This is a genomic window from Acinetobacter wuhouensis (assembly GCF_001696605.3).
In the GTDB taxonomy this organism is placed as follows: domain Bacteria; phylum Pseudomonadota; class Gammaproteobacteria; order Pseudomonadales; family Moraxellaceae; genus Acinetobacter; species Acinetobacter wuhouensis.
In genome coordinates this window covers 1,603,607-1,628,461 of the sequence record NZ_CP031716.1, presented here as the reverse complement: position 1 = coordinate 1,628,461, position 24,855 = coordinate 1,603,607, and the positions used below count along the sequence as shown (strand labels likewise).

General features: G+C 38.4%; 25 protein-coding genes. 9 read left to right on the top strand and 16 right to left on the bottom strand.

The features are described 5' to 3' along the window. Nucleotides 1-135 precede the first annotated feature (135 nt). From BEN71_RS08345 to BEN71_RS08330, 4 genes are all read right to left on the bottom strand, one after another. Nucleotides 136-1,455, bottom strand: a complete 1,320-nt coding sequence (locus BEN71_RS08345; RefSeq protein WP_068974232.1) for an adenylosuccinate synthase — start codon at nucleotides 1,453-1,455, stop codon at nucleotides 136-138. A gap of 70 nt (nucleotides 1,456-1,525) precedes the next feature. Continuing rightward, nucleotides 1,526-2,692, bottom strand: coding sequence for an ATP phosphoribosyltransferase regulatory subunit (locus tag BEN71_RS08340; protein WP_068974233.1), 1,167 nt, complete (start codon nucleotides 2,690-2,692; stop codon nucleotides 1,526-1,528). Between the two features lie 245 nt (nucleotides 2,693-2,937). Further along, on the bottom strand, nucleotides 2,938-3,687 hold the full coding sequence (locus tag BEN71_RS08335) for a YidX family protein (RefSeq protein WP_152033036.1): 750 nt from the start codon (nucleotides 3,685-3,687) through the stop codon (nucleotides 2,938-2,940). A 118-nt stretch (nucleotides 3,688-3,805) separates the two neighbouring features. Beyond that, nucleotides 3,806-4,261, bottom strand: a complete 456-nt coding sequence (locus BEN71_RS08330) for an Lrp/AsnC family transcriptional regulator (protein WP_068974235.1) — start codon at nucleotides 4,259-4,261, stop codon at nucleotides 3,806-3,808. A gap of 162 nt (nucleotides 4,262-4,423) precedes the next feature. On the opposite strand from BEN71_RS08330, the gene BEN71_RS08325 reads away from it, so the two are divergent. Both BEN71_RS08325 and BEN71_RS08320 read left to right on the top strand, forming a co-directional pair. Continuing rightward, nucleotides 4,424-5,167 (top strand): AzlC family ABC transporter permease, encoded by a 744-nt coding sequence (locus tag BEN71_RS08325; protein ID WP_068974236.1) that lies wholly within the window; start codon nucleotides 4,424-4,426, stop codon nucleotides 5,165-5,167. Then, the gene (locus tag BEN71_RS08320; protein ID WP_068974237.1) at nucleotides 5,164-5,463 is read left to right on the top strand and encodes an AzlD family protein; all 300 of its coding nucleotides are present in this window, start codon (nucleotides 5,164-5,166) and stop codon (nucleotides 5,461-5,463) included. The genes BEN71_RS08325 and BEN71_RS08320 overlap by 4 nt, the downstream gene beginning before the upstream one ends. A 41-nt stretch (nucleotides 5,464-5,504) precedes the next feature. Here BEN71_RS08320 and BEN71_RS08315 read toward each other — a convergent pair whose 3' ends face one another. Then, nucleotides 5,505-5,801, bottom strand: a complete 297-nt coding sequence (locus BEN71_RS08315) for a hypothetical protein (protein WP_068974238.1) — start codon at nucleotides 5,799-5,801, stop codon at nucleotides 5,505-5,507. An 89-nt stretch (nucleotides 5,802-5,890) separates the two neighbouring features. After that, the gene (locus BEN71_RS08310) at nucleotides 5,891-6,916 is read right to left on the bottom strand and encodes a type I glyceraldehyde-3-phosphate dehydrogenase (RefSeq protein WP_068974239.1); all 1,026 of its coding nucleotides are present in this window, start codon (nucleotides 6,914-6,916) and stop codon (nucleotides 5,891-5,893) included. 144 nt (nucleotides 6,917-7,060) lie between these two features. Here BEN71_RS08310 and BEN71_RS08305 point away from each other — a divergent pair, with 144 nt between their 5' ends. Beyond that, on the top strand, nucleotides 7,061-7,867 hold the full coding sequence (locus BEN71_RS08305; RefSeq protein ID WP_068974240.1) for a hypothetical protein: 807 nt from the start codon (nucleotides 7,061-7,063) through the stop codon (nucleotides 7,865-7,867). 105 nt (nucleotides 7,868-7,972) lie between these two features. On the opposite strand, the gene fadI is transcribed toward BEN71_RS08305, so the two are convergent. Continuing rightward, nucleotides 7,973-9,277, bottom strand: a complete 1,305-nt coding sequence (fadI, locus tag BEN71_RS08300) for an acetyl-CoA C-acyltransferase FadI (protein ID WP_068974241.1) — start codon at nucleotides 9,275-9,277, stop codon at nucleotides 7,973-7,975. 302 nt (nucleotides 9,278-9,579) lie between these two features. On the opposite strand from fadI, the gene BEN71_RS08295 reads away from it, so the two are divergent. From BEN71_RS08295 to csrA, 5 genes are all read left to right on the top strand, one after another. Then, nucleotides 9,580-10,371 (top strand): PA3715 family protein, encoded by a 792-nt coding sequence (locus BEN71_RS08295; RefSeq protein ID WP_068974242.1) that lies wholly within the window; start codon nucleotides 9,580-9,582, stop codon nucleotides 10,369-10,371. An 18-nt stretch (nucleotides 10,372-10,389) separates the two neighbouring features. Beyond that, nucleotides 10,390-11,187: a hypothetical protein gene (locus BEN71_RS08290; RefSeq protein WP_152033035.1), complete on the top strand. Its 798-nt coding sequence runs from the start codon at nucleotides 10,390-10,392 to the stop codon at nucleotides 11,185-11,187. Nucleotides 11,188-11,367: 180 nt separating this feature from the next. Continuing rightward, on the top strand, nucleotides 11,368-14,061 hold the full coding sequence (gene alaS / locus BEN71_RS08285; RefSeq protein WP_171404993.1) for an alanine--tRNA ligase: 2,694 nt from the start codon (nucleotides 11,368-11,370) through the stop codon (nucleotides 14,059-14,061). Between the two features lie 64 nt (nucleotides 14,062-14,125). Next, a complete protein-coding gene (locus BEN71_RS08280; RefSeq protein ID WP_068974245.1) occupies nucleotides 14,126-15,406 on the top strand; it encodes an aspartate kinase in 1,281 nt (426 codons plus the stop codon). 239 nt (nucleotides 15,407-15,645) lie between these two features. Next, on the top strand, nucleotides 15,646-15,897 hold the full coding sequence (csrA, locus tag BEN71_RS08275; protein ID WP_068974246.1) for a carbon storage regulator CsrA: 252 nt from the start codon (nucleotides 15,646-15,648) through the stop codon (nucleotides 15,895-15,897). Nucleotides 15,898-15,985: 88 nt separating this feature from the next. Here the strand turns inward: csrA and rnhB are convergent, their stop codons facing one another. Both rnhB and BEN71_RS08265 read right to left on the bottom strand, forming a co-directional pair. Then, nucleotides 15,986-16,555, bottom strand: coding sequence for a ribonuclease HII (rnhB, locus tag BEN71_RS08270; protein ID WP_068974247.1), 570 nt, complete (start codon nucleotides 16,553-16,555; stop codon nucleotides 15,986-15,988). A 70-nt stretch (nucleotides 16,556-16,625) separates the two neighbouring features. Next, a complete protein-coding gene (locus BEN71_RS08265) occupies nucleotides 16,626-17,009 on the bottom strand; it encodes a hypothetical protein (protein ID WP_068974248.1) in 384 nt (127 codons plus the stop codon). 225 nt (nucleotides 17,010-17,234) lie between these two features. Between BEN71_RS08265 and BEN71_RS08260 the strand changes: the two genes are divergently transcribed. Then, nucleotides 17,235-17,789: a cytochrome b gene (locus BEN71_RS08260; protein WP_068974249.1), complete on the top strand. Its 555-nt coding sequence runs from the start codon at nucleotides 17,235-17,237 to the stop codon at nucleotides 17,787-17,789. Nucleotides 17,790-17,907: 118 nt separating this feature from the next. Here BEN71_RS08260 and BEN71_RS08255 read toward each other — a convergent pair whose 3' ends face one another. The 7 genes from BEN71_RS08255 to BEN71_RS08225 all read right to left on the bottom strand — a co-directional run bounded on the left by BEN71_RS08255 (nucleotide 17,908) and on the right by BEN71_RS08225 (nucleotide 24,853). Beyond that, complete coding sequence (locus BEN71_RS08255; RefSeq protein WP_068974262.1) at nucleotides 17,908-18,261, bottom strand: hypothetical protein; 354 nt, start codon at nucleotides 18,259-18,261, stop codon at nucleotides 17,908-17,910. Between the two features lie 69 nt (nucleotides 18,262-18,330). Next, nucleotides 18,331-19,332 (bottom strand): adenosine deaminase, encoded by a 1,002-nt coding sequence (locus BEN71_RS08250; protein WP_068974250.1) that lies wholly within the window; start codon nucleotides 19,330-19,332, stop codon nucleotides 18,331-18,333. 80 nt (nucleotides 19,333-19,412) lie between these two features. Further along, nucleotides 19,413-20,732: an NCS2 family permease gene (locus tag BEN71_RS08245; protein WP_068974251.1), complete on the bottom strand. Its 1,320-nt coding sequence runs from the start codon at nucleotides 20,730-20,732 to the stop codon at nucleotides 19,413-19,415. A gap of 442 nt (nucleotides 20,733-21,174) precedes the next feature. Continuing rightward, nucleotides 21,175-21,885 (bottom strand): YoaK family protein, encoded by a 711-nt coding sequence (locus tag BEN71_RS08240; RefSeq protein ID WP_068974252.1) that lies wholly within the window; start codon nucleotides 21,883-21,885, stop codon nucleotides 21,175-21,177. A gap of 147 nt (nucleotides 21,886-22,032) precedes the next feature. After that, nucleotides 22,033-22,707: a YoaK family protein gene (locus BEN71_RS08235; protein ID WP_068974253.1), complete on the bottom strand. Its 675-nt coding sequence runs from the start codon at nucleotides 22,705-22,707 to the stop codon at nucleotides 22,033-22,035. A gap of 21 nt (nucleotides 22,708-22,728) precedes the next feature. After that, entirely contained in the window at nucleotides 22,729-22,893 is a 165-nt protein-coding gene (locus tag BEN71_RS08230) for a DUF1427 family protein (protein ID WP_086322776.1), read from the bottom strand. A gap of 85 nt (nucleotides 22,894-22,978) precedes the next feature. Continuing rightward, a complete protein-coding gene (locus tag BEN71_RS08225) occupies nucleotides 22,979-24,853 on the bottom strand; it encodes an amidohydrolase (protein WP_068974254.1) in 1,875 nt (624 codons plus the stop codon). Nucleotides 24,854-24,855 lie beyond the last annotated feature (2 nt).

Sequence of the window (24,855 nt, the reverse complement as noted above, 5' to 3'; positions counted from 1 at the left end):
ATATATTTTAACAAGCTAAATATGAAAACCTAGTCAATTTTTTGTCGACTTTAGTCTTTATTAAAAATCTTAAATTATGTATAAAAAAGCCCCGAAATTTCGAGGCTTTTAAATCACTTATAACTGCAAAAACAATTAAGCATCAAAAGGATGACGCATAACGATTGTTTCATCACGATCTGGACCAGTTGAAATGATGTCAATTGGACATTCAATCAATTGTTCAAGACGTTTTACATAGTTAATAGCATTCTGTGGCAATTGATCAATCGATTTTGCACCGAAAGTCGATTCAGACCAACCAGGCATTGTTTCATAGATTGGTTTTAAAGTTTCAAATGCAAGAGCATCAGATGAACCCACACAACCAGAATCCGCTGCTTCATAACCTACACAGATTTTAACTTCTTCTAAACCGTCTAAAACGTCAAGTTTAGTTAAGCAAATACCTGAAAGTGAGTTCACATCTACAGAACGACGTAGAATTTCAGCATCGAACCAACCGCAACGACGTTGACGACCAGTAGACGCACCAAATTCAGAACCAACAGTACCTAAGTGTTTACCAATCGCATCACCAACATCGTTAGCAGCATCGTAAACAAGCTCAGTTGGGAACGGACCAGCACCTACACGAGTTGTATATGCTTTAGTAATACCCAATACATAATCAAGGTGCAATGGACCAAGACCTGAACCTGAGCTTACGCCACCCGCAGTTGTATTTGATGAAGTTACATACGGATATGTACCGTGGTCAACATCTAGAAGTGAGCCTTGAGCCCCTTCAAACATGATGTTTTCACCATTTTTGCGGTAGTTATGCAACTCAGTAATTACATCAATTACTAGTGGTTTAATCACTTCACGCCATTGATCACACAATGCAAGTACATCTTCAACCTTAACTGCTTCAACACCGAAGAATTGAGTCAATTGGAAGTTATGGTATTCAAGAAGCTCTTCAAGTTGCACTTTAAGATGATCGCCACCACGTACTAAATCCGCAACACGGATCGCACGACGCGCAACTTTATCTTCATACGCAGGACCAATACCACGACCAGTTGTACCAATTTTGGCATTACCACGTTTTATTTCACGCGCTTGGTCAAGTGCGATATGGTGAGGAAGAATCAACGGACAGTTTGGAGAGATACGTAGACGTTCACGTACAGGCACGCCTTCTTTCTCTAAAATATCCATTTCTTTGATCAAAGCTTCTGGTGAAAGTACCACACCATTACCAATTAAGCACAGTACGTTTTCACGTAAAATACCTGATGGAATGAGGTGAAGAACTGTTTTCTTACCACCAACGACAAGCGTATGCCCTGCGTTATGTCCGCCTTGATAACGTACTACCGCTGCTGCTTGATCTGTGAGCAGGTCAACGATTTTACCTTTACCTTCGTCGCCCCATTGGGTACCGAGTACCACAACACTTTTGCCCATAATAGCCTCATTACATCATGCTGTTAAAATAGAAAACCAAATCGAATTTGATGAATATTCAATCTGATACTTAAATAGTTTCGATCTTCCACTCACCCGCAACATTCACCATTTTGTGCGTTGCATACGGTACAGAGTTTAAATCATCATTACCCAATAACTGAATTACACTTAAGCCTTGTGTACGTGCTGTTGCAATCGCATCAAGTAAAGCAGGTTCTGTTCCTTTCGGCGCAACCACTTTCTCGATTTTTTGATGCTGCCCTGCGCTTAAAGTATATAAGTCACAAGAGAAACCTGTTGCAGGACGCGCACGTCCAAAGTGTTCGCCAATACCATCATAACGCCCACCTTTGGCTAATGGCTCTGCACGATTTGGTGCATAGACTGCATACATTAACCCAGTGTGGTAGTGATATGAACGAAGCTCTACAACATCGATACCAATTTTTAGATTTGGCCAACGTGCTTGGATTTCTGTTTGTGTGGTACGAAGTGCATCAACTGCTTGTTTAAACGCAACATCCGCAAGAATTTCTGTGCTTAAGTTCGCTTGCAAAGCTTCAAAATCACTTGCATAACGACCTAAGGCATAAAAATCTGCACCAAATTTTAAATCTTGAGTAAATTCAGCAAGCTCAGGTAAAGCTTTACGTTGATAAAGATCAGACAACTGACGTTCAGTCGATTTATTTAGACCCGCATGTTTAACTAAACTTCTGAATAAGCCAACATGCCCTAAATCCAAATGAATACCGTCTTCTAAACCTGCTGTTTTAATCAAGTTCAGCATCACATCGATCAGTTCAACGTCTGCATCTATACTGTCTGAACCAAATAATTCTGCACCTAACTGTAAAGGCGCACGCGTGGTATTGAAACCTTGTGGTTTAGTATGAAGTACTGTTCCTGCATAGCAGTAACGCGCCACACCTTGTACTTGATGTACATGGGCATCGATACGAGCCACTTGCGGTGTCATATCGGCACGCACACCAAGTAAACGACCTGAAAGTTGGTCGATGACTTTAAAAGTGGCTAAGTCTAAATCTTGATTCGATTCGGAGAGAGAAGAAAGAGATTCGATGTATTCGATAAATGGCGTATACACCAGTTGATAACCTCGAGATGCGAGGAAATCTAAAGCTTTACGGCGCAATTGTTCAATGACTTGCGCTTGCTCTGGTAATACATCAGCTACACCATCAGGTAATAACCATGTCTCTGAAATGGGCATGTTGTAAACCTAAATCCTGTCTGCGCGGAACTAATCCGCATAAAAAAATCGGGAACACACCCGATTTCTCTAATTTTAGCACGATCATTGGCACTGTGCATTAGACTTTTGCAGAAAAAATGCGTTTCATACCCAATTAAATGCTTTTTGGTCTTTTACTTGATTTATAGATATTTTAAATTAACTTTTATTGTGATTCCTTGTGATCTATTTCGACTTATCAAGTGTTCATATATCAACTTGGGCTATATAGATGGTGTTTTCCAAGTCAAAAAACCAATTAATTGTAAAGGACTGGTAACAATATCAAAGGTGATTGCTAACGGATATAAAGCAATATTCTTGGCAGTTTGCGCCACTTTTGATTTTTCAATCGTTTGATAAACAACCAAATCAACAGGTTGTTTGAAGCGATGCTGTAACTGGTTTTTATTGGCAACTTGCTGTGCCAAACGTAAATCCACAGCAATGTCCAATTTACACTGCAATTCCACCTTACTCTTTACACATTCAAAATCAAACTGTTTAAGCTTTGCTTGGTCTTGTGGCTTCACATGTTGCAAAGATTTTCGATAAACGAGATAAATATTTGCATGCATATTTTTCCCTTGGGTTTCACGCTCTTTTTTCATCTCAAATAGGATGGGATTTTTAGGGTTTTCATTCCGCACCAAACCCAGTGCTAAGTTTGTGTCCCACCCTGCTTGATACAAACTTAAGTTTTGCAAATCGAACTGTTGTAAAATTTGATTCAAGTTTTGAGTTGTTATTTTCGACTTCTGATCCGAAGTCACTAAATAGCTATACTTTTCACCTGCAATGACCAATGCATCTTCATAACCTGAGATAGGCTGACTCGCACGCCCAATTGCAATCAACTGATCTCGCATCACCAATACTTTTTTTGTACTATAGTGATCTTGTTCATGAACAGCTACTGTTAAAAGGGTTGTAGCACACCCCGACAACCCGATTCCCAACAGAGACAATATCATCATTAGTCTTTGGTAATTTTTCATTATTCATACGTCCTTAATATTATCTTTTTAATGATTAAATTTTATGGCAAATTAGAAAATTTCACTGAACTCAGTAATAGCAACAATACTAATATCAAGTCAAAGGTAACACTGTCGTTAATTTTATTTTTTGCAATGGAATCTCCGTTTTTACATTCTGAATTCCTGCAATTTTATTTAAGTGATTAATCTGAAATTTACGGTAAGCTTCTAAATCAGAAACGACTATCCTTAAAAAGAAGTCACAATCCCCCGCCATCAACTGACATTCCACAATTTCAGGGATATTCATAATTGCATCAATAAATTGATTTACCGTCTTTTCATCTTGGCTTTTCAACCAAATTCGAGCAAAGACTGTAAGCCCTAAATTTACCTTCTGTGGATTGACCAATGCCACATAGCGATCAATCACCCCTTCTTCTTCAAGCTGTTTAACGCGTCTTAAACACGGCGATGGTGACAAGCCAATTTTTTCAGCAAGATCATTATTTTGTAATTTTCCATTCTGCTGTAAAGCATGCAGAATACGCTTATCCATTTGATCCATCATGCAACCCAGAATAATAAAGCTATTTAATATTAAAAATAGCACATTTTCAGCAATAAAATTTTAAATATAAAATTCAAACAAGTGAATAAAGTAAAATATAGCGTCCATAAAAGCATAAAATAATTTTCCAATCACCAGTAATGTAATTGAGTTACCACCATGTTCAAGTTCAAAAGCTCTACCAATGAGATCAATGAATCTATTGAATATAGTGAGTTTCTTCGTGGTGTGAAAATTTCAATTCCTATGCTTTTGGGGATTATTCCATTTGCCTTGGTTTTAGGCACTCAAGCAGCACAGAAAGGCTTTTCTGCGCTAGAAGTTCCCTTATTGACTGGGCTGAATTTCGCAGGCGGTTCAGAATTTGCGATTATTGAAGTGTGGACTCAACCACCTCAACTGATGTTTTTGATTTTGATCACTTTCTTAGTCAATAGTCGTCATATTTTAATGGGGGCAAGTTTAGCACCATATATTCGCCATTTACCTAATCGTAAAGCCTTACCGTTATTGTTCTTTATGTGCGATGAAAGCTGGGCTTTAAGCATTACCGATGCACACAAAAATAACCCACGAAATCCCTATGCAGGTTTTAGTGTGTTCTTCTATATCGGTTTATGTTTCGCCCTCTATGTAATGTGGGTCGTGTTTACCACTTTGGGCGTAGGAATTGGCTCATTTTTAGGCGATGTCACGAAATTTGGTTTTGACATGGCATTTCCTGCCGTGTTCTTAGTTTTATTACGTGGCATGTGGAAAGGCTTTAAACCTGCTCTTCCGTGGTTGATGAGTTTAATTGCTGCTGCACTGGCTTATCTTTATTTACCGAAAGGTTGGTATGTCTTAGTCGGTTCCGTGACTGGCATTATCGCAGCAATATTGTTTATTGGAGATGAAAAATGATCCATATTCCTACACTCATTGCCATTATTTGTGTTGCTTTAACCACCTATTCCACACGAGTTTTGGGTTACTTATTGCTTAAAAACAGAAAATTAAGCAAAAGAACGACACAGATTTTACAAGTGATTCCAGGATGTGTACTGATTTCAGTGATTGCACCGTATTTTGTTTCAGACAATCCTGCTAATTTAATTGCAATCACTATTACATTTCTTGCTGCATGCTATTTATCATTATTACCGACAGTTTTGATCAGTATCGTTGCCACAGGTCTTTTGAGATACTTTTTGGTCTAAGGTATCTCAAACACCAATTGGCTTGACTTTAAAATATTGAATTAAGATGAAGTATTTCTTTGCAATATTTTGATTAATTCAGCATTTTGAAACTCAACCTGCGTCAAACGATTTGAGGTATTGTCCAATACCTCTTGTTGCACATGCATCTTCTTGGCTAAATCTTGCATGATTTCCAAAGTTTGTTTTAAATGTTGCTCTTGAGATTGGATCTTTTGAGTTTTTATTTCTACTGCTTCAGCAAGCGCTTTATTTTCCTTGGTTAATTTCCCCATTTGCCAAATCAATAACATCATTGCCAAATAGATAATGCCCATCCCGATATAAATAAAAACCATACTTCCCCCATATCCATTTAATAAAATCGTTCTAATTTTCAAAAGTAAAAACTAATCGCTTCAATCAATGCTCAATTGTCTTTTAAATACTAAGCAATAAATGATTCACATAAGTCTAATAATCGGTTGGCATAGCCCCATTCATTGTCATACCACGCAAAAACTTTTGCCTGATGACCGACCACCATAGTTTGGGTTAAATCCACCACCAATGAATAAGGTGAATGGTTAAAGTCACTTGAAACCAATAGTTCATCCGTAACAGACATGATTTCAGCATAATCATACTTTGCAGCTTTAATCAGTGTCTGATTGATCAGATGTGCTGTAACGGGTGATTTTGAAATAAAAGTTAAATCAATCGCAGCAACATTAATGGTGGGAACACGAATCGAAAAACCATCAATCCGCCCATCCATTTTTGGCATCACTTGTTTTAAAGCACCCAAAGCGGATGATGTAGTCGGAATAATATTTTGTCCTGAAGCTCGAGCACGACGCAAATCCCGATGTGCATGATCTAAAACAGATTGATCCGCTGTCACCGCATGAATTTCGGTCATTAAAGCCGTATCAATCCCAAAAGCATCATCAATAATTTTTACCAAAGGTACTAAAGCTTGTGTGGTACATGACACACTGGAAATGATTTGATCCGTTGCTTTTACATCATGGTGATTGACACCATAGACGATTGCAGCATCAACTGTGTCAAATGGTGCAGCACCGATAATCACACGTTTAGCGCCAGCTAGAATATGTTGAGTTGCAGCTTCACGAGAACGGAAAAGACCTGTACATTCAAGCACGATGTCTACATTTAAATCTTGCCACGGCAATAATTCAGGTTTCGGCTGTCTTAAAATTTGAACACGCAGTTTGGTTTGACGTGCATCTATACATAAATAAATCTTGTTATTTTCTTCTTCAATATTTACAGCACCATCAAAACGACCATGGGTTGTATCGTATTTAAATAAGTGAACTAAGGTTTCAACATCTGCAACATCATTGATCGCTACGATTTCAAAATGGAATGGTTTTGGATTTTCAAACCAAGCTCGGAGTACATTTCGTCCAATTCGCCCAAATCCGTTAATCGCCACACGTTGCATCGTTGATCCTTAAAGTTGAAACAAGGGATTTCATGCTTATGTTATCGGATTTCTTGGCTTTAGGGAGGATATTTGTCAAAATGAATTAGAAATATTCAACTTAAAAACAATACAGCAACTTTTGATAAAATTGAGAATTTTAAAATGGTGAATTTAAAACAAGTCTTATATCTTTTCTTAGCTTCTATCATTTTCTCAAGCCCTACACTTCATGCAAAACCAATTTATATTTCTTGCGATATGCAACAAAGCTTACAGCTTATTCAAAAACTCCATCTCTTATCCGATCTAACGATAAAACATGAGGAAATTGAAAATCGCGCTGATTGCATTCAACTCAATGATTCACAAGTATTGATTGCAACAGCCAATATGATAGATGCGAAACAAGATAATTATCAGATCAATCTTGATTTAATTGATATTCACAAACATAGGCTATTGATGCGCTATAAGCATCCTCAATTTGTTTCAGAAGCAAACGGTCGATTCTCATCAATTAAATTTGATCGTGTCCCATACTCAAACTTAGCTGAACAACATGTAATTGGATTAAAAACTCATCTCTACAATATCGGTGAGCACAGCTATGACTTAGATAAATTCAATTTATTCCGCATTATTTACAGCACTTCGACTGCTAAAAACAATAAAATTCAATGGGTTTTAAAAAGCCTAAATACTCAAATCCAATCAAGTTGGCGACCTATGTATGATTGTGATGAAAGTACCAGTGATGAGATAAAAAGTATTTTTATTTTGAAAAATAATCAGAATCATCAATTAGAGGATATTTTACTCAAACAAACTAAAAAGTCTGTCGATACCGATGAAAAATGTAAAACCAAACGAGTCAATCAAACACAGCAACAATTGTTAAAATTTAATGGAGAGTCCTACCAAATCAATAAAAATTTACTTCTCATTTCTGAGGATTTGAAAGATGAATAAAATAATAAAGTGAAAATTTCTGATTTAAATTTTTTCTATTACGACAACAGAACGGATTAGCATCCGTTCTGTTACTAACAATCTGCGTAAATTCAATTTGAAGTATTAATCGACTTCCAACACCATCGCAGCACCAATACCACCCGCAGCACATGCCGTGGTTAAAGCCACACCACCGCCACGGCGTTTCAGCTCATGTACGGTCTGACCGATCACACGCCCACCCGTTGCCCCAAATGGATGACCATAAGCAACTGAACCACCATTCACATTGAGAAGATCAAAATTCACTTCGCCCACCGCATGCGAACGGTTTAATACTGTCTTGGCATAACTGTCTGAGGCTAAACCTTTAATATTACATAGAACCTGACCTGCAAAAGCCTCATGCATATCAATCAGTGTCATTTCAGCAAGTGGAATACCTGCTCGTTCCAAGGCAATTGGCGCTGCCAACACAGGTCCCATTAACAAATCTTCTTTAGGTGTTTTCGCAGCAAAAGCATAAGAACGAATATAACCAATCGGTTCAAAACCTAAAGCTTTGGCTTTTTCTTCACTCATCAGCAAAACAGCCGAAGCACCATCTGTCAGCGGGCTTGCATTACCTGCTGTCACCGTACCTTTGCCTGAAAGATCAAAAACAGGTTTTAATTTGTCATAAGCTTCACGCTTCGGATTTTGACGGACAAGGTTATCTTCTTTTAAAGTTTTGCCTGAACTTAAAGTTGCTGTCAGCACTTGCTGATCTAAATAGCCTTGTTTCCACGCATTGTCCGCATTAAAGTGTGATTTAAATGCAAGATCATCTTGCTCACTACGGCTGATGCCCCATTTTTTCACCATTTGTTCACAACTTTGCCCCATAGTTTCATGGGTAGAATATTCTGTAATCGACGGTTGTTGTGGCAAAATATCACTCGGACGTAAAGCTGACAGCAATTTCAAACGATCTTTCAGCGTTTTGGCAAAATTGACATCACGCAATGTTGCAGAAAATTTTGCAGACATGGGTAAACGCACACTACTGGTCGAGTCTGTTCCACCTGCAATGATAATGTCTGCATTACCCGCCAAGATCGTTTCAGCCGCACTGGTGATGGTTTGAAAACTGGTCGCACATGCCCGTGTAATACTATATGCATCAACATTTTCCAGTCCCGCCTGTAAAGCAATCTCACGGGCAATAAATGGCGCTTCTGGAATCATCACGGTCATACCAAAAACCAATTGGTCGATGTCATCTTTATTTAAATTATTGCGTTTGATCAGTTCATTGACCACCATTACGCCTAAATCAATCGCATTCAAATCTTTATAGTGTGTTGCAATACGGGCAAATGGAGTACGCACCGCATCCACAATGGCAATGCGTCCATGCTTATTAGATAACTCTACTTTACTGTTCACTTTTGTTCCTTAAAATTATTTTAATCAAAATGACGATAACCGAGAGTAATGGTCTGTGCGTTTATTCAACAATGGCTGAACTGACAATTCTGACTAATATTTATGTGCATAGTTGTTCTTAAATGCAAAGCTATATTTTATGATTTTGATCTTTAAACAATGTCTCTAATCTTGGCTTCAATGATTGTCATTTATAAGATATGTTATTATCTGAATTCTTAAAAATGATGAAAAGCAATACAAATTACAACACAACAATCTTGCGGGGATCTCCCCTTATTCATTCTAAATTGAGACAAACAATGCATTTAAAATTACCATTACTCCTGATGCTCGGCTTAAATGCTTTATTGTGTACTATGCAAAGCCATGCTGCAGAAACCTATCAGCGTTGTTCAGAACAACAACAAGAACAAATCATTCAAAAATTTAAATTACTGACGCATAAGTTTGACCAAACTGACGTAAAAACATATAAAAGCTGCATCAACTTAGACCAACAGCAAAAAATCCAACTGATTGCCATTAGCCAACCCATTTCATACCAAGATTATAATGATATGGAACATGACTTAAATCTTTATCTCATTGATTCATCATCAAATAAAATATTACAGCGATATAAAGATCCCAGCAGTCACATAACAGATGCAGAACGCTATGATGGTGTGAAATTGCATACCACAAAATTTTCAACACTCACCAATACGCATGTCGTTGGTGTAGAGACTGGTAGTTCACACGAAGGTGGATTTTCTTATCGCCATAACAATCTGGCTTTATTTAAAATTGATTCCAAACAGCCAATTAAAGAAATTTTTAGTGGTATAGGCACTGATGATAGCGGCTACGTCAATGCCAGCTGTGGTCAAGACAATCCATTCTCAGAAGTAAAACGCATTTTTGTTTTAAGCAATCAACTAAGTAATGGTTTACAAAATATCATTTTAAAAGAACAAAAAAATCAAATCATTGGCAATGAAAATACATGCAAAGTAAAAAGGAATACGTTCAAACAACAACAAACTTTGAAATTTAATGGCAAAGAATACAAATTACAGCATCACAATTTACTGGGTATAGATCCTTTTTAAACATAGGTTGCAATGATGATGCCATTACAATTTAAATTTACACTATTTTTGAGTGTAATCATGCTCATGATGAGTACACAAAGCTTTGCAACTGAAAAATATGCTGTGTGTTCAACCATAGAAATTAAGCAGATTAACCAACGCCATACACTTAAATTACGACCAGAAGCCCTTCAAAACACCCCAGTAAATTCATTTAACGACTATGCCTGTATAAAAACAACACCCAATCATCAATTCATCTTTGCTTATATCTCAGAGGACAGTCCAGATTCGAATGAAAATCAAGATTACAACCTTTCCATTCTTGTTTTGGATACTGATCAGAAGCTATTAAGCAGACTAGAACAAAAGAATTTTTTCCCATTTAGTGGTTTAGAGTTTGAAGGAATTCGCCTTGAAAATGTAGCATCCTCAACATTAAATAATACAACTGTATTTGGACTTACAAGTCGTGAAAGTAAATTTGGTGATCCAAGTTGGAGCAACCATGAACTCAATTTATTTAAATTGAACGTATCTGGAAAAATTCAACAAATTTTATATCATTTTCCTAGCTATACCTACTCAACGCTATCTCGCTCTCAATGCCATGATGCAACAACGGATTTGGTCGATCGAAAACTGATCCTTTCAGATCAATTACATCACGGTCTACAAGACATCATCATTAAAGAAACAAAAACGTCCCACGGCTCAGATTATAAAACCTGCAAAACGAGTAAAAATAAATATAAACGTCAACATATTATAAAGTTTAATGGCGAACGGTATATTTTTAATGAACGTAATTTTCTGCAAAGCGATAGAATTTAAAATTGTGCTTTCCACAAAACAATAGAAAAACCCATAATTCGCCTGAAAGCCATTGGTACAATGGTGTTTTTCCGTTATACTTTGGCGTTTTTAAAAATTAAGCCCGTGTGTTGACTAAGCATAAAAATCAGACTTAGATACACACTTTTAGCCAATAGAAAATTGAGGAGTGACTTGGTTGTGAGTACTCGTTTTATGACAACTGCTGAAATACGTGAAGCATTTTTGCGTTACTTTGAATCGCAAGGACATACACGTGTCGCGTCGAGTTCACTTGTACCCGCCAACGACCCTACTCTGCTGTTCACCAATGCAGGGATGAACCAATTCAAAGACTGTTTCTTAGGTCTTGAAAAACGTGACTATGTACGCGCAACCACTTCACAGAAATGTGTTCGTGCAGGTGGTAAACACAACGACTTAGACAATGTCGGTTATACCGCACGTCACCATACCTTCTTTGAAATGTTGGGTAACTTCTCTTTTGGTGATTACTTCAAACATGATGCAATCCGTTTCGCTTGGGACTTTTTGACTGGCGAAGAATGGTTAGCATTACCAAAAGATAAACTCTATGCCACTGTTTATCATACCGATGATGAAGCATTTGACATCTGGAACAAAGAAATTGGTCTAGATGCAAGCCGTATCATCCGTATTGGTGATAACAAAGGCGAAAAATACGCATCAGATAACTTCTGGGCGATGGGTGATACAGGTCCTTGTGGTCCATGTTCAGAAATTTTCTTTGACCACGGTGATCACATCTGGGGTGGCTTACCTGGCTCACCTGAAGAAGATGGCGACCGTTTCATTGAAATTTGGAACAACGTATTCATGCAGTTCAACCGTACTGCGGATGGTGTATTGCATAATCTTCCTGCACCTTCTGTTGATACAGGTATGGGCTTAGAGCGTATTTCTGCGGTTTTACAACATGTAAATTCAAACTACGAAACTGATCTGTTCCAGCACCTGTTAAAATCTGCTGCTGAAATTATCGGCGTAGATACCACAGAAGCTGTTGCAACTGCACAAGCAAACAACAGCCCTGTTGAATACCCTGCTTCACTTAAAGTCGTTGCTGACCATGCACGTTCTTGCTGCTTCCTGATTGCGGATGGTGTGAATCCGTCGAATGAAGGTCGTGGTTATGTGCTACGTCGTATTATCCGCCGTGCTGTACGTCATGGTAATAAAATGGGCGCAACAGGTACATTCTTCTACAAAATGTTGCAACCTTTAATCGACGTGATGGGCGAAGCGTATCCAGAGCTTGCTGAACGTCGTCAGGTGATTGAAACTGCATTAATCCGTGAAGAAGAACAGTTTGCAAAAACTTTAGAGCAAGGTTTGAAATTGCTTGAAGGTGAACTGGCGAACTTAAAAGGCAATGTGATTGCTGGCGAAACAGTATTTAAGCTTTATGATACCTACGGTTTCCCAACAGATTTAACCGCTGATATTGCACGTGAACGTGATTTAACCATTGACGAAGCTGGCTTTGAAGTTGAAATGGCTGCTCAACGTCAACGTGCCCGCGATGCAGGTAAATTCGCTGTTGATTACAACTCAATTGTCAAAGTGGATGGTGAAACTCAGTTTGATGGCTACGATGCAACCCAAGGTCAAGGTCAGATTGTTGCAATCTACAAAGATGGCGAACAGGTTGATGAAGTTGTTGAAGGTGATGAAGCACTCATCGTATTGAACCAGACGCCTTTCTATGCAGAAAGCGGTGGTCAGATTGGTGACACAGGTATCTTCAAAAACGATACTGGTATTTTCGAAGTTCAGGATACTAAAAAGTCAGGTGGCGCATTCGTTCATCAAGGTATCGTGACTGTAGGTAGCTTAAAAGCAACTCAAGCGGTTGAAGCGATTGTCAAAGCAGATATCCGTGAAGCAACTGCACGTAACCACTCTGCCACTCACTTGCTACATGCGGCTTTACGTCAAGTATTAGGCGAACATGTACAACAAAAAGGTTCTTTGGTTGCGTCTGACATTTTACGTTTTGACTTTGCCAATGACCAACCCGTGACATTTGCTCAAATTCAACAGATTGAACGTATTGTCAATGCTGAAGTGATTGCCAACACTGCGGTTTCAACTGAACTTTTAGACATCGACGCTGCCAAAGAAAAAGGCGCAATGATGCTGTTCGGTGAAAAGTATGGCGATGAAGTACGTGTTCTTTCTATGGGTACCACAAAAGATGAGAAAAACTTCTCGATCGAATTGTGTGGTGGTATCCATGTAAAGCGTACAGGTGATATCGGTTTATTCAAAATCACCTCAGAAGGTGGTGTTGCTGCGGGTGTACGTCGTATCGAAGCAGTAACTGGTACAAAAGCACTTGAAACTGTACAAAAAGTTGATGCAGACATTGTTCACATCAATGACTTGTTAAAAGCACAAAAAGATCAGACTGTTGAAAAAGTTGAAGCAACTGTTGAAACAGCACATCAATTGCAAAAGCAAATTGAACAATTGAATCAAAAACTGGCGAATTTCCAAGCATCTGAACTAATGAGTCAAGTTCAGGACATCGCAGGTCGCCAGACACTTATTGCCACTGTTCATGGTCAGGATGCGAAATCTGTTCGCCATCTTCATGACAGTGTCAAATCTAAATTAGACAATGCAGTGATCGTACTCGCAGGTGTTGACGCTGACAAAGTCAGCTTGATTGCATCTGTAGCGAAAGATTTCACTGCAAATCTAAAAGCGGGCGACATCATCAAACACTTAGCGACTGAGCTGGGTGGTAAAGGTGGTGGTAAACCTGACTTAGCACAAGGTGGCGCGCCACTAAACGAGAAGTTTGAACCAGTTATGGCAGATCTTACTGCCTGGCTTGCTCAAAAATAATAACTTCACCTTTTGTGTAAATGACTCTAATGCCAATTAGAGTCACTGCTTATATGGAACAAACATGGCATTAATCGTTCAAAAATATGGCGGTACCTCTATGGGTACTCCTGAGCGCATTTTAAATGTTGCTCGTCGCGTAAAGCGTTGGCATGATCACGGACACAAGGTTGTCGTAGTTGTATCAGCAATGAGTGGTGAAACCAACCGCTTATTGGCTTTAGCGAAGGCCATTACCGAAACCCCTGATCCTCGTGAACTTGACCAAATGGTGTCTACGGGTGAACAGGTAACGATTTCAATGTTAGCAATGGCACTCAATTCAATTGGTGTTGCTGCGAAGTCACTTACTGGTCGCCAAGTTGGGATTAAAACCGACAATTCATACACCAAAGCACGTATTGAATCAATCGACACAGATGTAATGACTGGGCACTTGGATGCAGGTCGTGTGATTGTCGTTGCTGGTTTCCAAGGTTTTGATGCTGAAGGAAATACCACAACCTTAGGTCGTGGTGGTTCGGATACTTCAGGTGTTGCACTTGCAGCTGCATTGAAAGCGGATGAATGTCAGATTTATACCGATGTGGACGGTGTTTATACCACTGACCCTCGTGTTGCACCAAAAGCTAAAAAAGTTGATCGCATTTCATTTGAAGAAATGCTTGAAATGGCATCGCTTGGTTCAAAAGTTCTTCAAATTCGTTCTGTAGAATTTGCAGGAAAATACCAGGTGCCTTTACGCGTATTATCAAGTTTTGATAATGACGATGATGGCGCATTCGACGAAGAATTTAAGAAAAACGTCGGAACACTAATCACCACTGAAGCGGAAGACAACATGGAAAATCCTATTATTTCAGGTATCGCATTTAACCGTGACGAAGCAAAATTAACTATTTTAGGTGTTCCTGATGAACCAGGTATTGCCTCTAAAATTTTGTCACCGATTGGTGCTGCAAATGTTGAAGTGGATATGATTATCCAAAACGTTGAAGAAGATGGTACAACCGACTTCACATTCACAGTAAATCGTGGTGAATTGAAAAAAGCTAAAGCGATTTTAGAAGAAACAGCACGTGCAATTGGTGCGCGTGAAGTTGCAACACGTGATGATATTGTTAAAGTATCAATCGTGGGTGTAGGTATGCGTTCACATGCAGGCGTTGCAAGTAAAATGTTTACTGCACTTGCTGATGAAGGCATCAATATCCTAATGATTTCAACTTCAGAGATCAAAATTTCTGTGATTATTGAAGAAAATTACTTAGAACTTGCAGTTCGTACGCTTCACACTGCTTTCGGTTTAGACCGTGAACATGGTGAATCAAGCGTTCGTGCATAATATTTGATCAAGTAACGCAATTTATTTGCTATTTTGACCAATAAAAAAACTGAGCCACTATAGTGTTTTCTATAGTGGCTCTGTTATATTAGGTTTGAGGTTTTAGAAAATTTTCGACAGAGTGATGAAAAAGTGAAAAACTTGTCACATTATTCTGTTAGAATTATTTTGCTATTTAAGGTTGTGTTTTCTAATTTTAGAAATTGTCGCAGGTTTAGCGTTTAAGCAAGGAGATAAACATGCTGATTCTGACCCGTCGTGTCGGAGAAACTTTGATGATTGGGGATCAAGTCAGTGTTACTGTGCTTGGTGTTAAAGGCAATCAAGTTCGTATTGGTGTGAATGCACCAAAAGAAGTTTCTGTACACCGCGAAGAAATTTATCAACGTATTCAACATGAACGTGCTATGCACGAACATTTGCAACATATTGATCAAGATTATCAACCTTCTTATGAAGATGATAATGCGCAGAACACGTATAACCGTTAAGGTTAAATCTTGTTTTGAAAAATAAAGCGACTCAAAAGGTCGCTTTAAATTTTTTAACTATATGTTTTTAATTGTGTTATTGAATAATTTATTCAATACCTAATGCCTTCTTTACAGGTCCATAACTACGGCGATGCTGGTCGATCACACCATGTTCAGCAATCGCTTCATAGTGTGCTTTGGTTGGATAACCCTTATGTTTAGCAAAACCAAATTGTGGATATTGCTGATCTAATTCCACCATTTCATGATCACGAGTCACTTTAGCAAGAATACTGGCAGCACTAATTTCTGCGTGTAATGCATCCCCGCCAACAACAGCATCACAGCTCATTTGTAGGCCTTTAGGTACTTTGTTTCCATCTACAAGTACATGTTCTGGGGGGATTCTTAAGCCTTCTACAGCACGACGCATAGCCAATAATGATGCTTGAAGAATATTAATTTCATCAATTTCTTGATGAGATGCTTCTGCAATTGACCATGCCAAAGCTTTTTCTTTTATTTCAACGAATAACTTTTCACGTTTTTTTTCCGTTAATTTTTTTGAATCATTTAATCCTTCAATCGGATTATTTGGATCTAAAATTACGGCAGCAGCCACAACCGAACCCACCAATGGTCCTCTACCCGCTTCATCTACACCAGCAATTAACATTTTCATTCCTATCAAAATAAAAGGCTGAACGAGTCAGCCTTTTATAATTCTAACATGGTTTCAAAGCATTTTATTTCACAGCTTCAGCGACACACGAATTAATCGTTTTAGTGACAACATTTGAAACGATCGTTGCACGTGCCTGCGGATCAAGTGCAGCCGTTGCTAAATCTACTGCAGTTACACTCTCTGGTGCTTTTTCACTGACACATCCACAAATTTCCGTTTGTACATTGGTTTTTTGTTCAGCAGTCATCACACGTGTTGCTGTTTTCCAAGCAGGTAGATTATTTAATTCAGTTGTACACTTGGCATTGATCCCAATTTTAAGTGCCGTCATACCGAGTTGTTGACCTGTTGTCTGCATTGCAGAACCACCTGTTGTTCCATCTGTCGTTGCGCAAGCTGAAAGTACAAGAGCGAATGGTGCTAGAACAGCAATTAATTTTTTCACAGTAAAGTCCTTGTTATATTACTTTGTGGCGCTATTCTGCCTAATCTTAAGCACAGAATAAACTATAAATTATCACTATTCATGTAATTGAATGGTAATCGTATATTTACTTCTCACTTTTCGACTTTAACGTTGCAAATTTAAAACATTACGTTGAATTTTTAAGGCTGATTTCATCATCTAAAATTCATATTATAGTGATTAAGTTTAATCGGAATACTTCTCATGCAACAAAAATCAAAATACTACACAAGGACGGCACAATGGCTTCATTGGTCTATGGCGATTATTTTTATTGTTGCCTATGTCATCGGTTTTTATAGTGGTAACTTCCTAAGTTATGAATCTGACGGTAGTTTTAAGGGTGATGTCATTACCCTACATAAAAATATTGCCTCTGTGATTATTTTTTTAGTGGTGATTCGTATTTTTTGGCGCTATACCCACCCTGCACCTGAGTTACCTGAAAGCATGTCACCGACCATGAAAAAAATGGCTCATTTTGGACATTTAGCATTATATTTAGTTTTGCTTGCTTTACCAATCACAGGCTGTTTATTTAGCTGGAGTGCTGGGCATCCTGTACCAGTTCTATATTTATTTGAAATTCCAAAATTGGTACAAGATAATCCTGATTTGACTGCAATCGTAAAACCTTTACATATTTATATTTCTTGGGCGGCAGGTTTACTCTTAATTGGACATATTGGCGCAGCCTTGAAGCATCACTTCATCGACAAAGACAATGTGTTAAAGAGTATGACACGTCAAAGCGATTAAGCTTCGATAGCATTTAAGCTATGATCTAAGTTCACGATTATCCATTCAAATTTATATGAAAAGCACATCGACGGATGTGCTTTTTTTACAGTTAGAATAAAAATAAAATTTGCTTAAGCTATTTTAAAACTTCCTGCACACAGCCTTTGATACTGTTTAATACCGCTTGATGAATGACTTTATTCTTTGTTTCTTCATTCACAGAAGCCATCACTAAATCTTTATTTGATATATCTTTCAATGCACTATCACTGACACAGCCACAGATTTTTTGTTGTGCATGCTGTTGTTGTGAATCACTCCAAAATATAGATGCCGCTTGCCAAATTTTTGAAGATTTCAGTTCACTCTGACACTGTTGTTCGATTAATGGCTTTAACAATTTTTGTCGCATCGCATGTGGATCTGAATCCGCACATGCTACAGTGATTGGAACAACTGCCAATAAAGTTAAAGTTGTTAAAAATCTCACAATATTTTCCTCATGAAAAAAGCAGTGATAAAACACTGCTTTTTGATAATGCATAGGATAAACCTAGAATCACGCCAATGCATCAATTTGATTGTTCCATTTTTGCTTCTGTTCGTTGGAAATAAACGAAGCTTCAAATGAATTTTTTGCTAATACTTTGATTTCATCATGGCTAAGATACAAAGCTTCTGCAATCGCAATAAAATTATCATTCATATAACCACCAAAATAGGATGGATCATCTGAATTTACTGTGACGTGCACACCTTGTTTTAATAAACGTTGAATATTATGTTGTGCCATATCATCAACCACACAGAGTTTTAAATTACTGAGTGGGCATACGGTTAAAGGCATTTTTTCATCAATTAAGCGTGCCATCAATTTCGGATCTTCTTCAGAGCGTACACCGTGATCAATACGGTTCACTTTCAATAAATCTAAAGCTTCCCACACATATTCCGCTGGACCTTCTTCACCTGCATGCGCAACCACTAAAAAGCCAGCTTCACGTGCTTTGGCAAAAACACGTTCAAATTTAGATGGAGGATGCCCGACCTCACTTGAATCTAAGCCCACACCGATAATTTGATCTTTATAAGGTAAAGCTTGTTCTAAAGTTGTAAATGCTGCTTCTTCGCTCAAATGACGTAAAAAACACATGATGAGATGCGAACTAATGCCTAATTTAGTTAAAGCATCATCACAAGCGCGTTGTAAACCATTGATCACCGTTGCAAATGCCACACCACGATCAGTATGGGTTTGTGGGTCAAAGAACATTTCAGTGTGTACAACTTTATCTTCAGCACATTTCTCAAAATATGCCCAAGCCAGATCATAAAAATCTTGCTCATGAATCAGTACAGCCGCGCCTGCATAATAAATATCTAAAAAAGATTGTAAATTATGAAAGTTATAAGCTTGTTTGACTTCTTCTACAGATTTATAAGGGATATCAATTTGATTACGTTGAGCAATGGCAAACATCAGTTCAGGCTCAAACGTTCCTTCGATATGTACATGGAGTTCTGCCTTAGGTATGGCACGAATGAGTTCTAATCTGTTCATGTTATTTCCTCAAATACGAATATCTATAAAATAAAAAAGGGTGCAGACACTTGCCTACACCCTTTCATGTAAATTTTGAATTAGCCGCCAAATGCAACAAATTTGATCACCCAAAGTACAGCAATAATCCAGACCATGTAGGGTACTGTCGCTGCTTTGCCTGTGAATAATTTCACCAATGCATAGCTGATAAAGCCCATCGCAATACCATCTGCAATTGAATATGAGAATGGCATAAATACGATAGTTAAGAATGCAGGAACTGCTTCCGTAATATCATCCCATTCAATATTGGTGATCCCTTGAATCATCAACACACCAACGAACAATAATGCTGGTGCAGTTGCAAATCCAGGCACTGACTGAGCCAATGGTGCAAAGAATAAACACGCAAGGAACAATACACCAACAACGACTGCTGTTAAACCAGTACGACCACCTGCGGCAACACCTGCAGAAGATTCAATATAAGGTGTTGTTGAAGATGTACCTAAAGCGGCACCTGCAACAATTGCACTTGAGTCAGCAAATAAAGCTTTTTTCAAACGTGGCAATTTACCGTCTTTCAGTAAGCCCGCACGATGTGATACACCAACCAATGTTCCTGTTGAGTCAAACAAATCGACAAGGAAGAAAACGAAAATTACCCCAATCAAACTTGCTGTAAATAAACCTTCAAAATTCATTTGCAAGAATGTTGGTGCTAAGGATGGAATTGCGCCAACCACACCTTGGAATTGATTTAAACCCAACGCAGTTGCAATCGCGGTAATTGCCAAAATACTGATAATAATTGCGCCACGCACTTTAAAGTGATGCATGATCACAATGAGAATAAAGCCTAATAAAGTCAGTAAAACTTTAGGATCATTCAAATTACCTAATTTCACTAAAGTCGCGTCATTGGCAACAATGATACCCGAAGTTTTTAAAGAAACCAGTGCAAGGAATAAACCAATCCCGCCACCAATCGCAAACTTCAACGACATTGGGATAGCATTGACAATTGCTTCACGTATTTTAAACATGCTGATTGCAATGAAGACTAAACCGGATACAAATACAGCAGCCAATGCGGTTTGCCATGGCACACCCATACCTTGACATACAGAGAAGGTAAAATAGGCATTTAAGCCCATACCTGGTGCAAGTGCGATCGGATAGTTCGCTACAATTCCCATTACAAAACAGCCAATTGCAGCGGCTAAACAAGTTGCAACGAAAACTGCACCATGGTCCATACCTGTTATAGAAAGTATGCCTGGATTGACAATAATGATGTAACACATCGTTAAAAATGTCGTAAAACCCGCAAGGACTTCCGTTCTAAAGGTTGTTTTGTTCTCACTTAATTTAAATAAGCGTTCGAGCAAACCCGCTGAAGGATTTGGATTCGTCATTGTTGAGCCCCTGATCAGTTTGAGCTATTCGTTGATAAAATCGAGTTCATTTAAAAATGAAACATGGCTGAGATTCAACCACAATTCAGCATCCAATAAATGTACCAAAATGACATTTCCGATAAAAAAACATTGCATAAAATGCACATCAATTAAAAAAGCTGCGCATTTGGCAGCTTTATATTGGATTTGAGCGTTTCACGCTTTTTTATCGGTGATATATTACAAATTATAACATATTGTTTAGCTAAATTTATCCATCAACTTACCTCATACATCACGAACTTTGAACGCCATAGATCAAAGTTGACTCAAATATTGCACACCAATGACTTCAATTCACGGTAAAATTTTAATAAATCAATCTACTAGATCACCTTTTCTGAACATTAATACATTCTTCATTATGAATACCACATTCATGATCAAGCAATTTTTATCATTACGATGGAGTCTTAAATTTTTGATTATACGCTAGATATGCCAAATATAAGATCGGAAAAATAAAAAATGCCACACTCCAAAAATCCAAATGCCAATAAAGGAATGCACCTAAAAAAGCCCCGATCACAAAACCAAGAATAATACTCAGGCTATTCACCATAGACACTCGATTTTCTTCTGTCGGATGACTCAAATAATTTGAAATATCAATACCCAACTGTGTGGTATTCCCTGTCATCATGGTACTTGGGCTAATATGTTTAATCAGTGTTTTACTCGATGTATTACGAATCGCCAATGCAATTAAACCTAAGCCACCTGTAATCGCAACACTCACCGCCTCAGCATGCTTAAATGGCTCAAATAGAAGCCCTGCGATCATAAATGCTGTAAGGAAAAAAGCTTCTGCTAGAAATAACGAAGCGAGAATTTTATGTTTATGATCAAATCTTTCAATTAAATATTTCGTGACAATCACGGTAAAAATAAACAGAGGTATCGCCGCAAGTTTGATCCAAACACCCTTACCACCATTGACCCAAACAGCTCCAGCTAAAACCAAGTTACCTGTCACATGCGCGGTAAAAAAACCAAATAATGCAATAAAACCGATCGTATCGATTGCACCGCCAACAATAGTCAAAATGACGGATTCGCGACAATTTTGCCAAAAAGGCACTCTTTTTTCTTGTGTATTTATAAGACTCATAATAACCCTATTTTTTAAAAGTAATTTTCTGTGAAACTGCCATTCTTTAAGCGATTAATACTTAGACTTTCCTGTTAACGCAACAACCTGATTTAAATTACATGTGATAAAACAATGCATTGGATAAATGGAAATATCAAACTACACTCACGCTTTTTTATAATTCTCTTTTTTCCAGTAGATTAAAGCCATCAATACAGGTGGAACAATAAACAACCAAAGTAAAGCAAATTTAAAAACAATCGCAGCGACTGCGCAACCTAAAGCAAAACTCAGCATCGTAGGGAAAATTGATTTAAATCGTTGTTGTATGATTTGCCTTTTCTCAGGATTGCTTTGAGAAAAAAGTTCTCCGACATCTAACATCAATTGTGTGGTTGAACCTGTCATCACTGTCGTTGGAGACTCTTTCACCCAATGTAAACGATGGATTGCATTTTGGATTGCCATTGCTGCGACCAGTAACATCCCTACAGCAAAACTTGACCACGTATCAGCAAACGGAAATGGTAAATAGAATACCGAAATCACAGCCGCCAAAATAAAAAATAGAAACATCATTTTTAATAAGGTCGGATAAGATGTTTTTGCACGTTTTATAAAAAATTGATCAAGCAATTTTACCAATAAAATTGTAATACAAAACATAGGTAAGGCAGAGAGCTTAGCCCATGCTCCTGCATGGTTATTGGAAACCAATGCAGCACCAAGGGTAACAAAGTTTCCTGTCACATGTGCTGCGAAAAGCCCATGGATTGCGAGGAAGCTTGCAGTATCCACATAACCGGCATTGAAACTTAACAATCGATTGAGATGTGCCATTTTAAAATTCTTATTCAGTCATTAGTTCATTAAATTTCGAATGACAGGAATCAGTTGTTCACCTATCACCATACCCAATAAGCCCAATAATGCAACCAAGGGCGGCGCTGGAGATTTTACATTCAACACATAATATAAAACGCCAACGAGTAAGCCTACAGCAAGGGAGAGTAAATAAATTTTCATAAGACCTCTGTGGCTCTATTTCCACAGTGGAAATAGAACCGTCTAAATAAACTAAAATATTTAAGAAAAAAGAAAGGTTTGCTTTTTAGAATGCAAAGCAAGAACAGCCGAGTGCACCCCAAAATGAACGTTTGTCTTTTGGATCAATAGGAACATCAAGCATCCATGCATGATTGTGCCCATGCATGCCACAACTACTTGAACATGCACACATTGCAGAATTTTTCTGTAAAGGTTGTAAAGACGGTGCATTACGGTTTTCAGACAAGCGCCACTGACCACCAAAACGTTTTACAGGTGACCAATCTGGAGAAGCTGGTGGAATTGGCGGATCGTCCTGTTTAAATTCAGCACCTGCATAAACCACTTTACCGTTCATGACTGTAAATACTGACTCAATCCATTGAATATCATCACCTTCTACCGCAAAGTAATCATCTGAAAGTACTGCTAAATCCGCATGTTCACCTTCGACCAAAGCACCTTTGTCCGCCTGCTCACCAGAGAACCATGCAGAACCTTTGGTCCAAAGTTTCAGTGCTGTTTGACGATCTAAAAGGTCTTTTTCATCATACAAAGGCATGCCACCTACTGTTTTACCCGTGACCAACCAACCTAAACAGACCCAAGGGTTGTATGAAGCAACACGTGTCGCATCTGTTCCCGCACCTACAGGTACGCCCATTTCCAACATTTTCTTCACTGGTGGCGTATCTTTTGCTGCGTCAGCACCATAGCGTTGTACAAAAAATTCACCTTGGAATGCCATACGATGCTGAATCGCAATACCACCACCCAGTGCTCCAATACGATCAATATTTTTATCTGAAACTGTTTCGGCATGATCAATGATGAAACGAGTCGCAAAAGGTTGACGAGAATTGACACGCTCAAAAACTGTCAATAAACGATCGATACTCTCATCATAGGTTGCATGGATACGGAATGGCCATTTCTTCTCAGCTAACAGTTCAACAATGCTCTCTAGCTCTTTTTCCATTTTTTTTGGCAAATCTGGACGAGGTTCATAGAAGTTTTCAAAATCCCCTGCAGACCAAGTCAGATTCTCACCCGCACCATTGACTTTAAATAGTGCATCACCATCGCCAGGAAAAGTCATTTCCGTCCATTTCTTATAGTCTTCAAGCTCAGAACCAGCATTTTGCGCAAATAAGTTATAAGCAATACGAACCGTCATTTGTTCATTTTTATGCAGTGATTGAATCACTTCATAATCATCTGGGTAATTTTGACCACCACCACCCGCATCAATCGCAGAAGTCAAACCTAGACGGTTTAATTCACGCATGAAATGACGTGTTGAATTAATTTGATCTTCAAGTGGTAATTTTGGTGCTTTGCCCAAAGTTGCATAAAGAATCGTCGCTGCAGGCGTTGCCAGTACTAAACCTGTCAACTCACCTTTTGCATCACGCTCAAAACGACCACCTGGTGGGTCTTGAGTATTTTTATCAAAACCTAAAGCGTGAATTGCAGCTTTATTGAGAATGGCACTCGCATATAAATGGAGGATAAACACGGGGGTATCAGGTGCAGCTTTATTAATTTCTTCAATCGTTGGCATACGACGCTCAGCGAATTGAAACTCAGTCCAACCGCCAACTACACGCACCCACTGCGGCGCAGGTGTATTATCTGCTTGTTCTTTGAGAAGGTGTAATGCATCTGCTACCGATGGAACACCCTCCCAACGTAGTTCCATATTGTAATTTAGACCACCACGAATAATGTGCAAGTGACTATCATTCAAACCAGGAATAACACGGCGACCATTTAAATCAACAACCTTTGTTGTAGATGTTGCCAACTTCATGACCTCATCTACACTACCTGTTTTAATCACTTTACCTTCTGCAATAGCGATTGCTTGAACCTCAGGTTGCTTTGGATTCAGTGTAGTAATCTTTCCGTTTTTTAAGATCATCTGAACATCAGTCATGA